Source organism: Paenibacillus sp. 01T47 (assembly GCF_056398245.1).
In genome coordinates this window covers 163,711-179,799 of record NZ_JBFTPA010000003.1, presented here as the reverse complement: position 1 = coordinate 179,799, position 16,089 = coordinate 163,711, and the positions used below count along the sequence as shown (strand labels likewise).

General features: G+C 47.0%; 15 protein-coding genes. 7 read left to right on the top strand and 8 right to left on the bottom strand.

The genetic code is table 11. From position 1 onward, the window contains the following. Positions 1-50 precede the first annotated feature (50 nt). Complete coding sequence (locus AC1DOV_RS08220; RefSeq protein ID WP_477549674.1) at positions 51-923, top strand: helix-turn-helix domain-containing protein; 873 nt, start codon at positions 51-53, stop codon at positions 921-923. 1 nt (position 924) lies between these two features. On the opposite strand, the gene AC1DOV_RS08215 is transcribed toward AC1DOV_RS08220, so the two are convergent. Then, positions 925-1,947 carry a dienelactone hydrolase family protein gene (locus AC1DOV_RS08215; RefSeq protein ID WP_477549673.1) on the bottom strand — a complete coding sequence of 341 codons (1,023 nt, stop codon included), beginning with the start codon at positions 1,945-1,947 and terminating at the stop codon, positions 925-927. Positions 1,948-2,091: 144 nt separating this feature from the next. On the opposite strand from AC1DOV_RS08215, the gene AC1DOV_RS08210 reads away from it, so the two are divergent. Next, positions 2,092-3,306, top strand: coding sequence for an aspartate aminotransferase family protein (locus AC1DOV_RS08210; protein WP_441879123.1), 1,215 nt, complete (start codon positions 2,092-2,094; stop codon positions 3,304-3,306). A gap of 111 nt (positions 3,307-3,417) precedes the next feature. Here the strand turns inward: AC1DOV_RS08210 and AC1DOV_RS08205 are convergent, their stop codons facing one another. Next, the gene (locus tag AC1DOV_RS08205; RefSeq protein ID WP_477549672.1) at positions 3,418-4,152 is read right to left on the bottom strand and encodes an SDR family NAD(P)-dependent oxidoreductase; all 735 of its coding nucleotides are present in this window, start codon (positions 4,150-4,152) and stop codon (positions 3,418-3,420) included. Between the two features lie 100 nt (positions 4,153-4,252). Between AC1DOV_RS08205 and AC1DOV_RS08200 the strand changes: the two genes are divergently transcribed. Further along, positions 4,253-4,507 (top strand): hypothetical protein, encoded by a 255-nt coding sequence (locus tag AC1DOV_RS08200; protein ID WP_339207608.1) that lies wholly within the window; start codon positions 4,253-4,255, stop codon positions 4,505-4,507. Positions 4,508-4,522: 15 nt separating this feature from the next. On the opposite strand, the gene uxaC is transcribed toward AC1DOV_RS08200, so the two are convergent. After that, positions 4,523-5,929: a glucuronate isomerase gene (gene uxaC / locus AC1DOV_RS08195; protein WP_477549671.1), complete on the bottom strand. Its 1,407-nt coding sequence runs from the start codon at positions 5,927-5,929 to the stop codon at positions 4,523-4,525. Positions 5,930-5,950: 21 nt separating this feature from the next. After that, positions 5,951-7,243, bottom strand: coding sequence for a Gfo/Idh/MocA family protein (locus AC1DOV_RS08190; protein ID WP_477549670.1), 1,293 nt, complete (start codon positions 7,241-7,243; stop codon positions 5,951-5,953). A 132-nt stretch (positions 7,244-7,375) separates the two neighbouring features. Here AC1DOV_RS08190 and AC1DOV_RS08185 point away from each other — a divergent pair, with 132 nt between their 5' ends. From AC1DOV_RS08185 to AC1DOV_RS08170, 4 genes are all read left to right on the top strand, one after another. Continuing rightward, positions 7,376-8,227, top strand: coding sequence for a helix-turn-helix domain-containing protein (locus AC1DOV_RS08185; protein ID WP_477527463.1), 852 nt, complete (start codon positions 7,376-7,378; stop codon positions 8,225-8,227). 160 nt (positions 8,228-8,387) lie between these two features. Then, positions 8,388-9,392: a Gfo/Idh/MocA family protein gene (locus AC1DOV_RS08180; protein WP_430057532.1), complete on the top strand. Its 1,005-nt coding sequence runs from the start codon at positions 8,388-8,390 to the stop codon at positions 9,390-9,392. A 41-nt stretch (positions 9,393-9,433) separates the two neighbouring features. Then, positions 9,434-10,381 carry an AraC family transcriptional regulator gene (locus AC1DOV_RS08175; protein ID WP_076267964.1) on the top strand — a complete coding sequence of 316 codons (948 nt, stop codon included), beginning with the start codon at positions 9,434-9,436 and terminating at the stop codon, positions 10,379-10,381. A 34-nt stretch (positions 10,382-10,415) separates the two neighbouring features. Continuing rightward, positions 10,416-11,495 carry a Gfo/Idh/MocA family protein gene (locus AC1DOV_RS08170; protein ID WP_477549669.1) on the top strand — a complete coding sequence of 360 codons (1,080 nt, stop codon included), beginning with the start codon at positions 10,416-10,418 and terminating at the stop codon, positions 11,493-11,495. Between the two features lie 75 nt (positions 11,496-11,570). Here the strand turns inward: AC1DOV_RS08170 and AC1DOV_RS08165 are convergent, their stop codons facing one another. The 4 genes from AC1DOV_RS08165 to AC1DOV_RS08150 all read right to left on the bottom strand — a co-directional run bounded on the left by AC1DOV_RS08165 (position 11,571) and on the right by AC1DOV_RS08150 (position 15,959). Next, positions 11,571-13,418, bottom strand: coding sequence for a glycoside hydrolase family 9 protein (locus AC1DOV_RS08165; protein WP_477549668.1), 1,848 nt, complete (start codon positions 13,416-13,418; stop codon positions 11,571-11,573). Positions 13,419-13,447: 29 nt separating this feature from the next. Further along, entirely contained in the window at positions 13,448-14,143 is a 696-nt protein-coding gene (locus AC1DOV_RS08160) for an SDR family oxidoreductase (protein ID WP_477549667.1), read from the bottom strand. A 58-nt stretch (positions 14,144-14,201) separates the two neighbouring features. Continuing rightward, the gene (locus AC1DOV_RS08155) at positions 14,202-14,660 is read right to left on the bottom strand and encodes a VOC family protein (RefSeq protein ID WP_339207600.1); all 459 of its coding nucleotides are present in this window, start codon (positions 14,658-14,660) and stop codon (positions 14,202-14,204) included. Between the two features lie 249 nt (positions 14,661-14,909). After that, positions 14,910-15,959: a LacI family DNA-binding transcriptional regulator gene (locus tag AC1DOV_RS08150; protein WP_477549666.1), complete on the bottom strand. Its 1,050-nt coding sequence runs from the start codon at positions 15,957-15,959 to the stop codon at positions 14,910-14,912. Positions 15,960-16,089: the final 130 nt, after the last annotated feature.

Sequence of the window (16,089 nt, the reverse complement as noted above, 5' to 3'; positions counted from 1 at the left end):
AATAACTAAATACTTATAAAATTTCACACAAGCAGGGAGTGTAATTGATTATGATAGCAGCATCGGAGCATATTTATTTTGCAGCCCCTCCGCTTCCTTATTACTTAGAGAGCGGCGTTACGAATCACGAACGGGGCGATCAGCATCCGAGCCGCAAGCAGCTAGGCGTATTTGATCTTCTTATCGTAGAACATGGCTGCTTATTTATAGGCGAGGATGAGCGAAAATGGCAATTAACAGACGGGCAAACCTTGCTTCTGCTGCCTGACCGCTATCACTATTCCGTAGAGCCTTCCAAGGAAAAAACACGCTTTTACTGGGTTCATTTTCAAGCGGTGGGGGAATGGCAGCAAACGGAGCTCGATCACTCAGGCATTAACCAAGAAGAGCATTACAATCGTTTCTTAACTTCGCCTTACTCCCTTCACCTGCAGAAAGCATGGACGCTCCCCTATCCAGAGCAAGCGTTTCGCTTAATGCGTACGCTGAACAAAGCTGGAGGAGAGCGTCAGTCGAGTGCATTCTGGACGCAGCAGCAGACGTTCGAGGAGCTGCTGCGCATGATGGACCTGCGGCAAAATGACAGCTATACTAGCCCCATTGTCACTCTAGCTGAGAAAGCGGAGGCTTATATAAAAAATAATTATCGATTTGAAATTTCAAGCAAAACGATGGCTGAAGCTCTCAATTTTCACTATAACTACATTACCCGCTGCATGAAGCAGGTGTATGGCATGACACCTATCGACTATTTGTCCAAATATCGGCTTGAGCAAGCCAAGCTGCTGCTGCTCAAAACAGAATGGCCGATCGCAGAAATCGCGCAATATGTTGGATTTGAAAATGTTCCCTACTTTTCTAATTGCTTTACGCAGCAAATCGGGTTGCCGCCTACGAAGTTTCGCAAGCAATATACGACGTAATTTAAGGCGATAACGTTTGCTTCAACCAATCGTAAGCCAGTCGGCCGCTTATTTCATGCTTGCCCGGAAATACGTCCGTTAAAAGCTTGCCACCAGCTCCATCCGCCTCATAAATGGCCTGAATCTCTGCCTCCGCCTTCCGAAAGCCTGCCAGCGGAAAAATCGGATCATTTTCTCCAGATTCAAGAAATAATGGACGCGGAGCAATTAATCCGATCAATTCCGGCAGCTCCGCGTGAACGAGTAAACTTGGCGTGTAATTATCAATGCAATGATGAACAGCAAAGATGCTGTCTTTGACTGTGCTCGCGAAGCCAGTCAATACCGTTGCATTTATGCGCGCTTCCAGCACGGCCGTCACAAACCCAATTAAACCTCCGCCAGAAAAACCCATGAGGCCAATCCGATCAGCATCAACCTCTTTACGCGTAGACAAATAATGAAATGCTTTTAACGCTTCTGATACGCGCAGGCCGGTCAATGTCTTGCCAAGCATCATCAGCTGCGTCGACAGCCGGTAGCACGAGCTTGGCGTATCTGGATTAAGCGCCAGATCGGCATGGAGCCTGCGTTCGCCGAAGCCGATGACGTCTGGTGCGATCACGACCATGCCCCGTTTCACGAGCTGAATAGCAAAATGCTGATGGATGCCCGGGTCTTCATCATCTTGTGATCCATCCTGCCGCAAACCAACAATTTGCCTGCTCCCATAACCATGACCATGCAGTGCCAGCACACTCGGCTGCGGCCCCTTCACATCACTCGGAATAAGCACATACGCGGCAAAGGTCAGCTCTGGCGTAGCCGACAGCTCCACCCGTTCGCGAACATATCCATCGCATTGAACACGCTCAAGCACCTTCGGTATATGTGCGGGATTAGGCTCGAACTGGCCTACCAACTCTCGCAGCGCTGATTTCAGCTTCGGCCTGCGTTCATTTCGGAGCTGCAGAGTTCGAAGCTGTTGATGCCGAGCAATGGCTTCGTCATATAGCTTCGTTAAATAAGAATCACCATTCCACATCGTGATCTCTCCTCTTTGTTTGCATTTTTGTTGTCCACTTCCCTACATTCTGTTGTCTTTAAGAAAATTCAAGCAAAGTGGTTGAATCTTTATTCTTAATGTTGTATATTTATGCAATACAATGAATAACCGGGAGGCTCGTAAATGATTCAGATGGAAAAGTCAGCAACAAAGGCATTATTAGAAACGGCGGAGAAATCGGTTCTTTTTACGGCGCACCGTCCCAGCGTCGTGATGGAAAAAGGCAAGGGTATGTTTTTGTGGGATACGGATGGAAATCGTTACTTGGATTTTGTCGGCGGCTGGGCGGTTGCAAGCTTGGGGCATTCCCCTGCTGTATTGCAGGAGGCATTGTCACGTCAAGCTTCAACGCTTGTTCATGCAAGCCCCGGTTACTATAATAAACCAATGATTGAATTCGCCGAGACGCTGACCAGCGTCAGTGGTATGGATAAAGCTTTTTTTGTAAGCAGCGGTGCTGAGGCGAATGAAAGTGCAATTAAGCTGGCAAGAAAACATGGCTCTGTTAATTTGAATGGAGCATATGAGATTATTACGTTAACGAACAGCTTCCACGGACGCTCGCTAGCTATGATGTCTGCAACTGGGAAAGCAAAGTGGAAGGATCTATACGCTCCTAAGGTCGAGGGCTTTAAACATGTACCTATTAATGACCTTGATGCTTGCTTTGCTGCGGTTACGAACAACACCTGTGCAATTATGGTCGAGCTCGTGCAAGGGGAAGGCGGCGTTCATTCCGTAGATGAAGCGTATTTGTTCGGATTGCGTAAAATATGCGATATGTACGGCATGCTGTTAATATTTGATGAAATACAGACGGGGATGGGCAGAACAGGCAAGCTGTTCGCTTATGAGCATTACGGTATTATGCCTGATGTCATCACCTTAGGCAAAGGCATTGGTGCTGGCTTTCCGTTAGCGGCGATGCTGACAAAAAGCAAATATGACTTATTTGAGCCGGGAGATCAAGGCGGAACCTATACAGGAGCCCCGCTTGCCATGGCCGCAGGTTATGCCGTGCTTCAGGAACTGCTGGAGCAAAACTTGGCAAACAACGCTAAGCTGCAAGGCCAATTTCTAGAAGGCAGCCTTCGTGATCTTTCTCACGAATTTCCGCTTGCGAATATTCGCGGCAAAGGACTTCTGCTCGCATTTGACGTACCTGAGAACACCGCTGATGAGCTTGCTGCGATTTGTATGCGTGAGGGACTGCTTATCAATGCACTGAATTCATCTACCATTCGCCTCGTTCCTCCATTAATTGTAACGCAGAAGGATATCGATCTCATGATATTCATCCTGCGCCGCTCTTTCCGTCAACTGATTGCTGCTAAATAATGACTCATTCGTAACGAGCCAGCTGATCCAGCGAATGCTGAATCGGCTGGTTTATTGAAGTGAGCTCTTGCACTAGCCTCAGCTGCACAATCGAATCCGCGTCTCTAGCTTTTACCAATTCAGCGCATTGCCTGCATAATCCACGTATTCACAATCTGCTGACGCAGCATCCAAGCTTATGCGGGCTTCAACTAGCTTTAGAATAGAGGACGCCGATTGCTCAGGCGTAAGTGACGCTGCAGCATCTAACTTGCCCTGCATATACGTCTGCACCCAGCCTGGGTGCACAACCAGTACACGGCCTCCCAGCTGCTTAATGCCATTATGGATCAGCTTGGATTGCATGTTCAGCGCTGCCTTTGACATACAATACGCATACCAGCTGTCCCGGTAGCAATCACTTATGCTGCCCGCCTCCGACGAAATATTGAGCAGAAACTTTGATTCTCCCTTGAGCAGGAGCGGCATAAAGGTCTGACTCATCCGCAAGCTGCCTAGAGTATTCACATTAAAAACATCAAGCATCTCCGCGTAATGAAGCGGATCCAGCACCGTTGCTGTAATATCTCCCAATATCGCTCCGTTATTGATTAATAGGTCCAGCTGATCCGTCCTTTCAGCTGTTGCCGCGAACGCCCTCGCCACACTCTCATCACTTGATATGTCCAGTTGCAGCACCTGCAGCCGACCTGCATGTGCTTCTTTTAACTCATCAAGCTGCGGTACATGGTCCGCATATTGTCCAGCAAAAACGTCATATTCTAGCTCAAGCAAGCATTTCACGAGGGCCAAGCCTACTCCTCGATCTGCTCCGGTTACGAAGGCTGTTTTCTTCAATGCAATCACTCCTATTATACTTATTGAAATCATTGCGAATGATGGATAAGCTGCTCCGCATAATCTAGTTACGGTTGTAATGCGCCTAATTAGCAGGAGGGCTCCCATTTTGCGTACACGAGCTGCCAAAAAAGAAGAATTTGAAATATACATTGTTCCCGCCTGGAAATGGAAGGAGTTCATTGCCTTTGAGCTCATCGGCGGCGCGGCATTTTATTTGCTATGCCGAAAAGCAGTGCATTCCGAGCTATTCGGAATTGCCGCGAATATAGCCGGACCGCAGATGCTCAAATTTTTGATGGCTGCTTATCGCTTGGATACAAAAAAACGTCCCACAGCCCCCGCTGAGCTAGCGGAATTGTAGAACGTTTCAAGCATGCTAGAAGCCGAAGTAAGCTTTCGCGTTGCGATAAGAAATATTTTGAACCATTTGACCCAGCAGCTCCATATCTTCCGGCGCCTCGCCATTCTCGACCCATTCACCTAGCAAATTGCAGAGCAAACGCCGGAAATATTCATGTCTGGTGTACGAGAGGAAGCTGCGAGAATCGGTCAGCATGCCAACAAAGCGGCTAAGCAGTCCTTGATTGGCAAGCGTATTCATTTGATCAAGCATACCATTTTTTGTATCGTTGAACCACCATGCAGAGCCAAGTTGAATTTTCCCAGGCACCCCGCCCCCTTGGAAGCTTCCAATAATGGATCCCAGTACATCATTGTCCTTGGCATTTAGCGAATAAACGATTGTTTTCGGAAGCGTGTCGTCCATATCCAGCGCATCAAGCAGTCTCGTTAGCGGGTAAGCTACGTCGCTATCATTGATCGAATCAAAACCCGTATCCGGTCCGAGCTTGCCAAACATGCGCGAACTGTTGTTTCTAGCCGCATTGATATGGAACTGCATCGCCCAGCCGCGCTCGGCATACAAACGTCCCAAGAAGAGCAGCGTGAACGTTTTGTATTGCTTCTCTTCTTCCAGGGAGACCGTTTCCTTGTTCAAGGCTTTGGCAAAAATAGCGGCAGCATCAGCCTTCGTTATCTCTGCATACGCAACGTAGTCCAGCGCATGGTCAGATACTTTGCAGCCCACCTCAGCGAAAAACTTTACTCTTGCCTCAAGCGCATCAAGCAGCGCATCATAGCTGTCGATCGTCGTTGCAGCCGCCTCTTCAAGCTTGCCAACCCATTCTAGAAAAGTAGGACGATTGATTTCCAGCGCTTTGTCAGGCCTGAAGGAAGGCAGCACCTGTATGTTAAAATCATCTAAAGCTTTGATCGCGATATGATACTCCAGCGAATCAACAGGATCATCTGTCGTGCAGATGACCTCGACCTTGGACATGTTGACCAAATCACGCGCTTTAAATTGGCCTGTCGCGAGCTTGGCGTTAACCTGTTCCCATATGGACGGTGCATTTTTCTCATTAATAAGCTCATAAATGCCAAAATAACGACGAAGCTCCAAATGCGACCATTGGTAAAGCGGATTGCCGATCGTTTGCGGAACTGTTTTGGCCCATGCTTCAAAGCGCTCGTAATCGGTTACTCCCTCGCCGCCTGTTACAAAACGCTCCTCTACTCCATTCGCACGCATTGCCCGCCACTTGTAGTGGTCACCGTACAGCCATGCCTCCGTAATGTTCTCAAAGCTTTTATTCTCAAAAATTTGCTGCGGACTCAAATGGCAATGGTAATCAATGATCGGCATGTCCTTTGCAAAATCATGATACAGCTTAATCGCCGTTTCGTTTGACAACAAAAAATGATCGTCCATAAATGGCTTCATTTAAGCTTCCTCCTCCGCAACCTAGTTATGAAATTTCACAAGCTCATCAATTTGTACTGCGAGTCCAGTCTGGATAGAACGGTTCGCTGCAATGCCCGTTAGAATCGATCTTGCTCCATCAATATGATTCGCCGCCCTTTGGAATGGGTCCTCTACAGGCGTTCCAAATAGATCGTTCAGCAATACCGGATCGCCGCCGCCATGACCGCCAACGCCTTCTTCTACCTCGACCTCATAAGGAGCTGCAAACATTGGAAATACTTTAATCGACTGCTCTTTCAGCGCGCCCTCATCGGATTTCTCGCCGCCGGAATTCACATACGATTGTTCCACGATATTCATCTCTATGCGTCCCTTTGTTCCATTAAATGCAATGCGGTAGCCTTCCCATGGCAAATATGCGTTTAAGGAGTAGGTTAAGATCGCATTGTTTTTGTAGCGGACAAGCACGCCCATCGTATCTTCAATATTAATGCCGTCACCGAACACGCTTTGATCGCGGCGGTAGCCGTCCTCATGCTCCGCATCCAAATACATCGCTTTCAAATGGTCATTTTTGTCCAAATGCAGCGCAAATGGATCATTCTCAGCCAGCGGATTACCCGTTGCGCGCTCATAAAATCGCGTCTCCCCGCGCTGCTCTGCATTTTCGCGACCATAGAACAAGAGATCACCAAAGGCAAATACCGACTCCGGCTGCGAGCCGATCCAGAAGTTCACGAGATCAAAGTGATGCGTCGATTTGTGCACCAGCAAACCGCCGCTGTTCTGCTTGTTGCGATGCCATCTGCGGAAATAATCTGCGCCATGCTGCGTATTCAGCAGCCACTCAAAGTGAACGGAGGTTACTTTGCCGATTGTACCATTAGTAATCAGCTCTCTAGCCTTCGTATGATGCGGCGCATACCGATAGTTGAACGTCACACGCACATTGCGACCCGTCCGTTCAACCGCATCCAAAATTTGCTGGCATTTCTTCTCGTCCACCGTCATGGGCTTCTCGGTTACAACATCACAGCCAAGCTCCAGCGCACGAATAATGTACGTATGATGCGTCCGATCCATGCTCGTAACGATGACCGCATCCGGCTTCTCCTGCTCAATCATTTGTTCAAATTCATTTGATTTGTACGTTTTTACAGCCTCATGGTTATATTTATCAACTAATATGCGATTCGCATAGTCCATCCGAGTTTGGTTAATATCACAAAAAGCGAGCAGCTGCGACGTTTCTCTGAAATCGGTTGCAAGCGCACCGTAGAAAAATTCTGCCCTGCCGCCGCTGCCTACCAATACATACCGTTTTTTTGCCATACTCATTATTCCTCCTCGATTCCAATTACCTTCATATTACTGCATGATAGTGATATAATTCTCTGCATATCCTGCTCTATTTCAATCAAACACCGCTTATTTTGCGATAAAATCAAAAGGAGTACATCCCTAATGAGCATCCAGCCCGACATCTATAGCTTTGGCTCTATATCCGACCTATACATTGAGTATACGAAGCGAACAGCACCCTACACGATGGAATACAATCACTACCACGACTATTATGAAATTTACTATATGCTGTCAGGGCAGCGGATTTATTTTATACGTGACCGTTCCTATTCAGTTGAGCAAGGCGACCTCGTCTTTATTTCGAAGCATGAGCTGCACAAAACGATGCAATCCGGCGATGCCGCTCATGAACGAATTATCATACACTTTGATGATGCCATGTTGAGTAAATTGGTAGGAGCACATGCCAGCTTCTTATTGACGCCATTTGAACAGCAATCCCATATTATTCGTATGCCTATGCAAGAGCAGCTGGCGACAGCACAATTAATGAGTAGAACGCTCTCAGAGATCAGACAGCAGCCTGCTGGCTTCGAGCTGTTTCCTGCGTTTGCCGTAACAGAGCTTCTGCTGACTGCAGCTAGACATATTCAGCAGCATGAGCCAGTGCCTCTGCACCACGCCACTCCCATGCATGCCAAAATTTCAGAGGTTATCCGCTACATTAACGCTCACTTTGGGGAGACGCTTCGGCTTGACGAGGTCGCAAAACATTTTTTCATCAGTCCTTATTATTTAAGCCGCATGTTCAAGGAGCTGACAGGTTTTACCTTCTCCGATTACATCATTCTGACGCGCATGAAAGAAGCGCAGCGTCTGCTTCGCGAGTCCGATAGGAGCATTACCGATATTGCCGCTGCGGTTGGCTTTGATAACTTCTCCCACTTCGGTAAAACCTTTAAAAAGATTACCCGCATATCCCCGCGTCAATATCGGAAGCAATATATGTAAGAGAATTTAAGCGAAACAAGTTTTTGTCGTAATTTCATACAAATTTGGTCATTAAATTACACTAAAAATAAGCATAAAACTATGTTAAATTATAGCTGTTGTCATAAATTTATATATGCAATGCAAATTCGCTAATAGATGCCCAGGGAGAGATGAACCTATGATTCGAATCGGTAAAATCAGTTATTGGCATGTACACGCATGGGATTATACGAAACAAGCTCAGGAGCACCCTGGTACGGAAATCGTTGCTGTATGGGACGAAATCGCGGAACGCGGTCAAGCAGCTGCCGAGAAGCTTGGCGTTACTTTTCATTCCGATCTTAATGAAATGTTGAGTCGCGATGATATTGACGCAGTTATTGTTGACGCTCCAACCTTCAGACACCAAGAGGTTATCGTAGCAGCGGCTAAAGCAGGCAAGCATATTTTCACAGAGAAAGTTATTGCCCCAACTCTTAAAGAAGTAAATGTTATACTAGATGAAGTAGCTAAAAATAATGTAAAATTAACTGTATCGTTGCCTCGTCTAAATGACGGCTATACACTGGCGATTCGCGATATTTTGTCACAAGGCGTACTTGGAAAAATCACACTCGTTCGTGCTCGTCTCTCACATAACGGAGCAACAGCGAACTGGCTGCCTGAACACTTCTACAACCTAGAGCAATGCGGCGGCGGTGCGTTAATCGATTTGGGCTGTCACCCTATGTATTTGACTAGACTTTTCTTGAATGAAATGCCAAAAGAGGTTTCTGCTCACTTTGGTTATGTGACTGGCAAAGAAGTAGAAGATAACGCAGTTGCGATATTGAACGCGCCATCTGGAGCAATCGGAATCGTAGAAGCCGGCTTCGTTAACAATCATTCACCATTTACGCTTGAGGTGCATGGAACTGAAGGAACGCTATTGTATGGCAATCCTGAGAGCCAGCTGCTGCTTCGCACTTCTACACCAGGAGCACAATCATCTGAGCAATGGACGGCACAAGTGATTCCGCCGAACAGAGAAAGTGCGTTTGACCAATGGGTACAGCACATCGAGAACAACACGTCCGCTGACGAAAATGTAAGCCTTGCCATTGACTTAACAAAGCTGATGGAAGCTTCAAACCGTTCTGCTAATGAGCACCGTGCAATCCGCATCGATGAGCTGAGCGAGTAATACGACACACATAATTTGAACGACTCCAAGGAGTGATCGGCATGCCTAACTTCCCGTATGAGGTCATGCATGAACGCCAGGATGCGCTTGAACGCCTGGAGCTGTGCATCAGATGGGGACCCTACGACATCCATGTACTGCGCTTCCATCTGACGCAATTTCCTCCCGGCAGAATGATTGGATTTCATAAGCACGCGGAATATGAATTTCACTTCATACCGCAGGGCAAAGGAAAGGTCATTATTAGCGACCAGGAGTATGCATTAAAACCTGGCATGCTTTATTTAACCGGACCTGAGATCATGCATTATCAAGAAGCAGACCCGCTTGAAGCGATGGATGAGCTTTGTCTGCATGTCGATATCATTGATCGCACCGAGCAGAATAACGGCGAGGATGTTCATTCCTATGACGACTGGGAAGCTGCTGAAGCGCGAAATTGTATCGAGAAGCTCAAGGCGCTTCCATTGTATCCAACAATGGATCTTCATCAAGCGATGCCTCGCTTTCTTGAAGCGTATCAAGCTTGCAACGATAATTTTGTCGGCAGCTATACTACCATTAAGCAGACAGTTATCCAGATTTTAATGCGAGCGGTTCGCGCTTATGAAACAGCAAGTGAACAGAAGCATTTTCCAACGCGGGATATGAAGGCTTATCGTTATCGACTCGCCTTGGAGTATATTTACGCTAACTATGACGGCTTCATCACGCTTGAGGACGTTGCGGACAAGCTTAATTTAAGCTCACGGCAAATTCAGCGATTATTCAAGGAGCTTCATCATGGACATACATTCAGCCGTATTCTTGAAGACATCAGGCTAGCTGTCGTATGCCGTGAGCTGCTCGAGAGTTCGCATTCGGTGGAGAAAATAGCTAAGTTATCCGGTTTTGCCGGCGGCAACTATTTACACGCTGTATTTCGCAAGAAGTTCGGCGTAACTCCTTCCGAATATCGCAGGAATGCTCGTCAAACCGTTTCTCAATAAAAAAATTCATTATACTACTAGGAGGCTTTATAACATGTCTAAAGTATACAAACTTGCTATTATTGGCTGTGGCGGAATTGCAAACGGTAAACATCTACCAAGCTTGAAGAAACTTAAAAACGTTGAAATCGTTGCATTTTGCGATATCGTTGAACAACGTGCAATTGACGCAGCCGCTCAATACGGTGCAGAAGACGCGAAAGTATACACGGATTACACGGAGCTGTTGAACGATTCTTCCATTGAAGTTGTTCATGTATGTACGCCAAACGATTCACATGCGAACATTGCCATTGCTGCGCTTGAAGCTGGCAAACATGTTATGACTGAAAAACCTATGGCCAAAACAGCTCACGATGCACAACGTATGGTTGACGCTGCTCGCCGTACTGGCAAGAAACTTACTGTTGGCTACAACAACCGTTTCCGTCCAGACAGCCAACACTTGAAAAAATTGTGTGAAGCTGGCGAGCTTGGTGATATCTACTACGCGAAAGCGCATGCTGTACGTCGCCGCGCAGTTCCAACTTGGGGCGTATTCCTTGACGAAGAAAAACAAGGCGGCGGACCGCTTATCGATATCGGTACTCACGCACTTGATTTGACGCTTTGGATGCTTGACAACTACAAGCCAAAAGTAGTGCTTGGTACTTCTTACCACAAGCTTTCGCAACGTGAGAACGCTGCTAATGCATGGGGCCCTTGGGATCCTGCGAAGTTCACGGTTGAGGATTCCGCATTTGGTATGATCGTTATGGAAAACGGCGCTACAATCGTGCTTGAATCCAGCTGGGCACTTAATACACTTGAAGTTGACGAAGCAAAATGTACGTTGTCTGGTACTGAAGGCGGCGCGGACATGAAGGATGGCCTTCGCATTAATGGCGAGAAGCATAGCCGTCTATTTGCAACTAAGGTTGATCTGAATGCAGGCGGAGTTGCTTTCTACGATGGCAAAACAGAAAGCGATGCTGATCTCGAAATGAGAATGTGGCTGAAAGCTATTGAAGAGGGCACTGAGCCTGTTGTTACACCAGAGCAAGCTTTTGTCGTTTCTCAAATTCTTGAAGCAATTTATGAATCATCCAAAACCGGCAAAGCCGTATATCTATAAGCTATACAAAAGGAACTGCCTCGCTTGGTCTATAAAGACCTTGCAGGCAGTTCCTTTTTTTATACCCCTATTGAATTACTCATTAGCGAAAAAAGAGGCCAATAAAATGACAGGAGCATTATAATCAATCGCGTATTCATTGCTCGAATAAGAACCTCTTACATCCAAATAAGCCATGGCAGGTGCGAGACTATCCTTGACCGCATCCAAATCAGGATCTCCGCCGTAACGATTCGGACCTCCAACGACCAAGCCTGGAATCAATACTCCAGTAGCTGCATTAATGCGGTGATGAGGCTCCAGCGGGTATTGACTGCCTATTCCCGTCACATAACTAAACCCCGTTGCACTGCGGCCAAATACATGATGCAGCTGCTCAAGCGCAGTAGCTCTGAAGCTAGCTTCTTCAGGCTTCATTAGGTTTGCAATCAGAAGGATACAGCCATAAGCAGCTCCGGATTTCACCGATGCCCACGTGTATTCCTCTGCGTTCAATAGGTTGAAATAGCCGTCTGCTTCGGATCTTGCAACAAGCTCCTTCGCTCGATCAATTACTGCTGTACGAATAAGCTCCTTCCACTGCTCATCCGCTTTCTCCGCACCATAGTACGCCCATTGACCAAGCAGCTGGGCATTCGCCCAGTTGACCGCCTGTGGAGAGCTCTTCAACAAATAATCAAACCGACTAGTAAGCACGTCGCTATAGCTGCTATTTCCCGTAGTGCGAAACAGCTCAGCAAGTGCCCACATCCTCTCTTCTGCATCGGTTTGCTTGCCATATCCGCCAGAGCCGTTATCCTGCATCGGATCCTGCCGGAAAGCAGCGGCTTCGTTTGCGCTCAAGTAGCTCTGTGCTTTCTCAGCCGCAGCTAACAAACGATTAGAAAATTTCTCGTCGAAGGGTTTATATATTCGAGCCGCCAGCGCTGTTGCACCCGCAAATTGAGCGGTGCCATACGTCGACAAACCATATACATAACGAGTTTGTGTATCCGTATCTGGCGTAACAAATCCAGTCCAAGCGGAGCCGCTCACTTTATGATAAACCGCACCGTCTGCACGCTGCATGCGCAGCATCCATTCCAGCTCATAACGCACCTCTTCCAAAATATCAGGAAGCGAGGAATTCGCAGTCTTTAACCCTTCAGGAAGCTTAAGCTGTCCCGCAGGAAATGCTTCTGGATTGAGGTCATAGGCGAGCAGCAGCTGAGCAACTGTAACAGCTGCAGGAGGTATGTACTTTCCATAGTCGCCAGCATCGTACCAACCACCGGATACATCAATGAGATCACCTTTATGCGATACTCCATCATCAAAGAAGATCTCCGCTTGCGCATCTTGTAAATGTCCCGCTGTCTGCTTCAGCTTCGTAATCGGATCGTCGATCGTTACGCCCGAACGCTGCAATGTATAAGATCTGAGCAGCGTAGCGAGCGCATCATGATATGGAGCATCTCCAATGACAAAAGGATAAGAACTGCCCGCCCCAGCGACCAGCAGCTTATATTCTCCAGCCGTTTGGAAGCTGGAGAAATCCGCTCTTCTTATTGTCTTTTGTGATGCTGCATCCGCAAGCGGCTCAGATAAGCTGCCCGTAAACATCGTGTTGCCATTGCTGTCGACTAACGAGAATTCCGCTCCGCTTGGCAACTCACCCTCTACGATGGCAAACTTCGCATGCGCTGTTTCATAGCCAACCTGATCCACCTTGACTTGCGTTCCTTGCTTAATTTCTGGCTGCGAGTCAGGTTCCGTTGCAATTGGCAATTCAGCATTGTTTATTGGAGCATTTCCTTGTTCCTGCTGCTTATTCAATGTATTCCCGCCTTCTGACCCTGATAACAGTCGAAATGATATCGTCACGACTAACAAAAGAGTAATGATTCCGCCTATGACATACAAAGTACGTCTGCGTATACGCATCAGCCACCGCCAATTTTAATTTTGCTGCCTTATAGTTTCATAGGAGCACCATTATGATCAATAAATAGTGCATCTGCTTCCATTTTCCGTTCGACGATGTTCAAGATGCCAGCTGCAGATACTGTCGCATCTCCAGGCGCTTGCTCGCCTCCCATATCTGTTCTGATCCAGCCGGGATGAAGCGCATGAACAACAAATCCTTGCGGTGCAAGCTCGTTCCGCAGCTGAGCTGAGAACATGTTCAGAGCAGACTTAGACAACGCATACGAATAGTCGCCGCCATAAGCGCCTGTAAAGCTTCCTGCTTCCGAGCTAATATTAATGATGCTTTGCCGCTCTCCTTGACGAAGCATAGGCAAAAAATGCTTGAGCACGACGATCGGCCCAAAAAGATTAGTCTGGAACGATTGCTCTACTTGCTCCAAGTCGAGCTGCTCCAGCTTCTGATCCCGTCCCAGCAATATCGCTGCACTGTTTATAACCGCATCCAAACTGCGAACTCGGTTTTCCGCTTGCTCGGAAGCGTAGCGAACCGAATTCTCATCCGTAACATCAAGCGGCAGGATCGTTACTTGATCCGGAAATTTTGTGAGCAACTCTTGCAAGCCCTCTGCGGAGGATCCCGGGCTGCGAACACCAGCTAACACATAATGCCCTCGTTCGCACGCTTCACTAGCAATCGCTAAGCCAAGACCTCGATTGGCGCCTGTAATTAATATGTTCATACTGCTCATTCCTCCTGTTCATTCATCACCTATATTGGGAAGCTCGTTATCGCATTATTTACTTTTTATCGTTTTCCAGCAGCTCCAGCATGATCTTCAAATTTTTAAAAGTATCCATATAAGCGTATCGTCCGCCGGTATACTCTCCCTTTTGAACCAATGCCATTCCGTTTTTCTCCATGGATGCTACAATTTCTTTCATGCCGTCAACGACGAACGCGATGTGATGCGGGCCTTCACCATGCTTGTCGAGATGCTCTCTCCACGTACTAGGATGTTCATCCGGCTCGATAAGCTCAAGCTGCAAGGAACCCATATCAAAAAAAGCAAGCTTGGCGCGAGCCACTGACGATTCACCATTGTATTCCGTTTGTGCTTTATCTACCGTGTCAGTCCAAAACCAATTCGGCTTTTCAATTCCAAAAAAATCGGCATACGCCTGCGACGTTGTATCAATATCATGAACTAATAATCCAATTTGAGTTACTGTACGTGTTCCAATCAAGTTTTTATCCATGCCCTTTTCCCCCTGTAGGTTGATTTTATCGTTATAAGTGCTGTAAAAGCCGTGTAATCACTATTCAATATCCGGATACTCCAATTCATTGAAATTCCTTCACCTACATCCGCATTCCCCCTCTCACAAAGCTACAACATGTGAACGCGCGTTCATTTGAAAGTAAAAAATAATGAGCAGTTCAAACCTAACTTTAGAAGCCATTATGCAAATCATAACGACCTCTAACTGTATAGTGCTTGCGCTTAATTACGAATCTTCTCTTGCCCTTTGGCAGGAATCACGGACAACAAGCTCCGTGCTTGCCGCAACCGGCTGATATTCGCCAGAACCATTCTCAATGCTGGAGATCAAGGTTTTCGTTAATTTGTCCATCATGTCTGCAAAATCAACCCGAATCGTCGTTAATGCCGGACTGGAATGTGCACTCAATATATGGTCATCAAAACCTACGATCGATACATCCTGCGGCACACGAATACCGGATTCCTTCAATGCTCGAATAGCTCCGAATGCAACGCTGTCGTTTGCCGCAAATATCGCTGTCGGCAGCTCCATCTTGGATTTCATAAATTCCTTAATGGCCATGTAGCCGCTTGATTCGTTAAAATCTCCCGGCAGCATCCACTGCTGCACGAGCGGTAATTGATGCCTTGCCATTGCTGCTTGAAAGCCGCGCCACTTGGATGGTCCGGAGTATCTATTCATATCTCCGTTAATCATGCCAATTCGCTCATGGCCCAAGCTGACTAAATAATCAATCGCTTGCCCTACACCCGTTTCGTTGTCAAAGTTGAACACAATACGATTGGATTCGGTCCGTCCTGGCAAGTGCTGATCTACGATTGCCACCATAAATCCTTCGGCTATAAGCTCTTCAATAAGCGGTTCATGATTAGCTGCTCCAATGAACACGCCTCCATCGATTCTGCGCTGATAGAAGCTCTCCTTAATCGTACGAGCCTCATTCTGATCTTTCATATCGTGAACGATATGAGTCAGCACATAATAGCCATGCGAAGAAGCGTTTTCAATAACCCGGGCAAGCAGCAAGCTTGAAATGCTGTCGCCGGATACTCGCCCGGAATCGGCCATAAACAAACCAATCGTTCGCGTGCGTTTGCCTGCCAGCACCTGCGCGGATAGATTAGGGTAATAATTGTATTGCTGAATGACCTTCAATACCTTTTGCTTCGTCTTCTCAGGAACATTCGCATAATTGTTAATAACACGGCTGACCGTGCTTCTGGAAACACCTGCTAGCTTAGCAATTTCCGTACTATTAATTTCCTTGCTCAATCCTAGTCCCTCTTTCCGTAAACACGCGTTTATGAAAATATGGTACCAATGTTCCGAAGCGCTGTCAATTCATAATTGCAAGCTGCTTTAAAGATATTAAAATAGAAGCAGCCTCAAAGGTTTCCCTGAG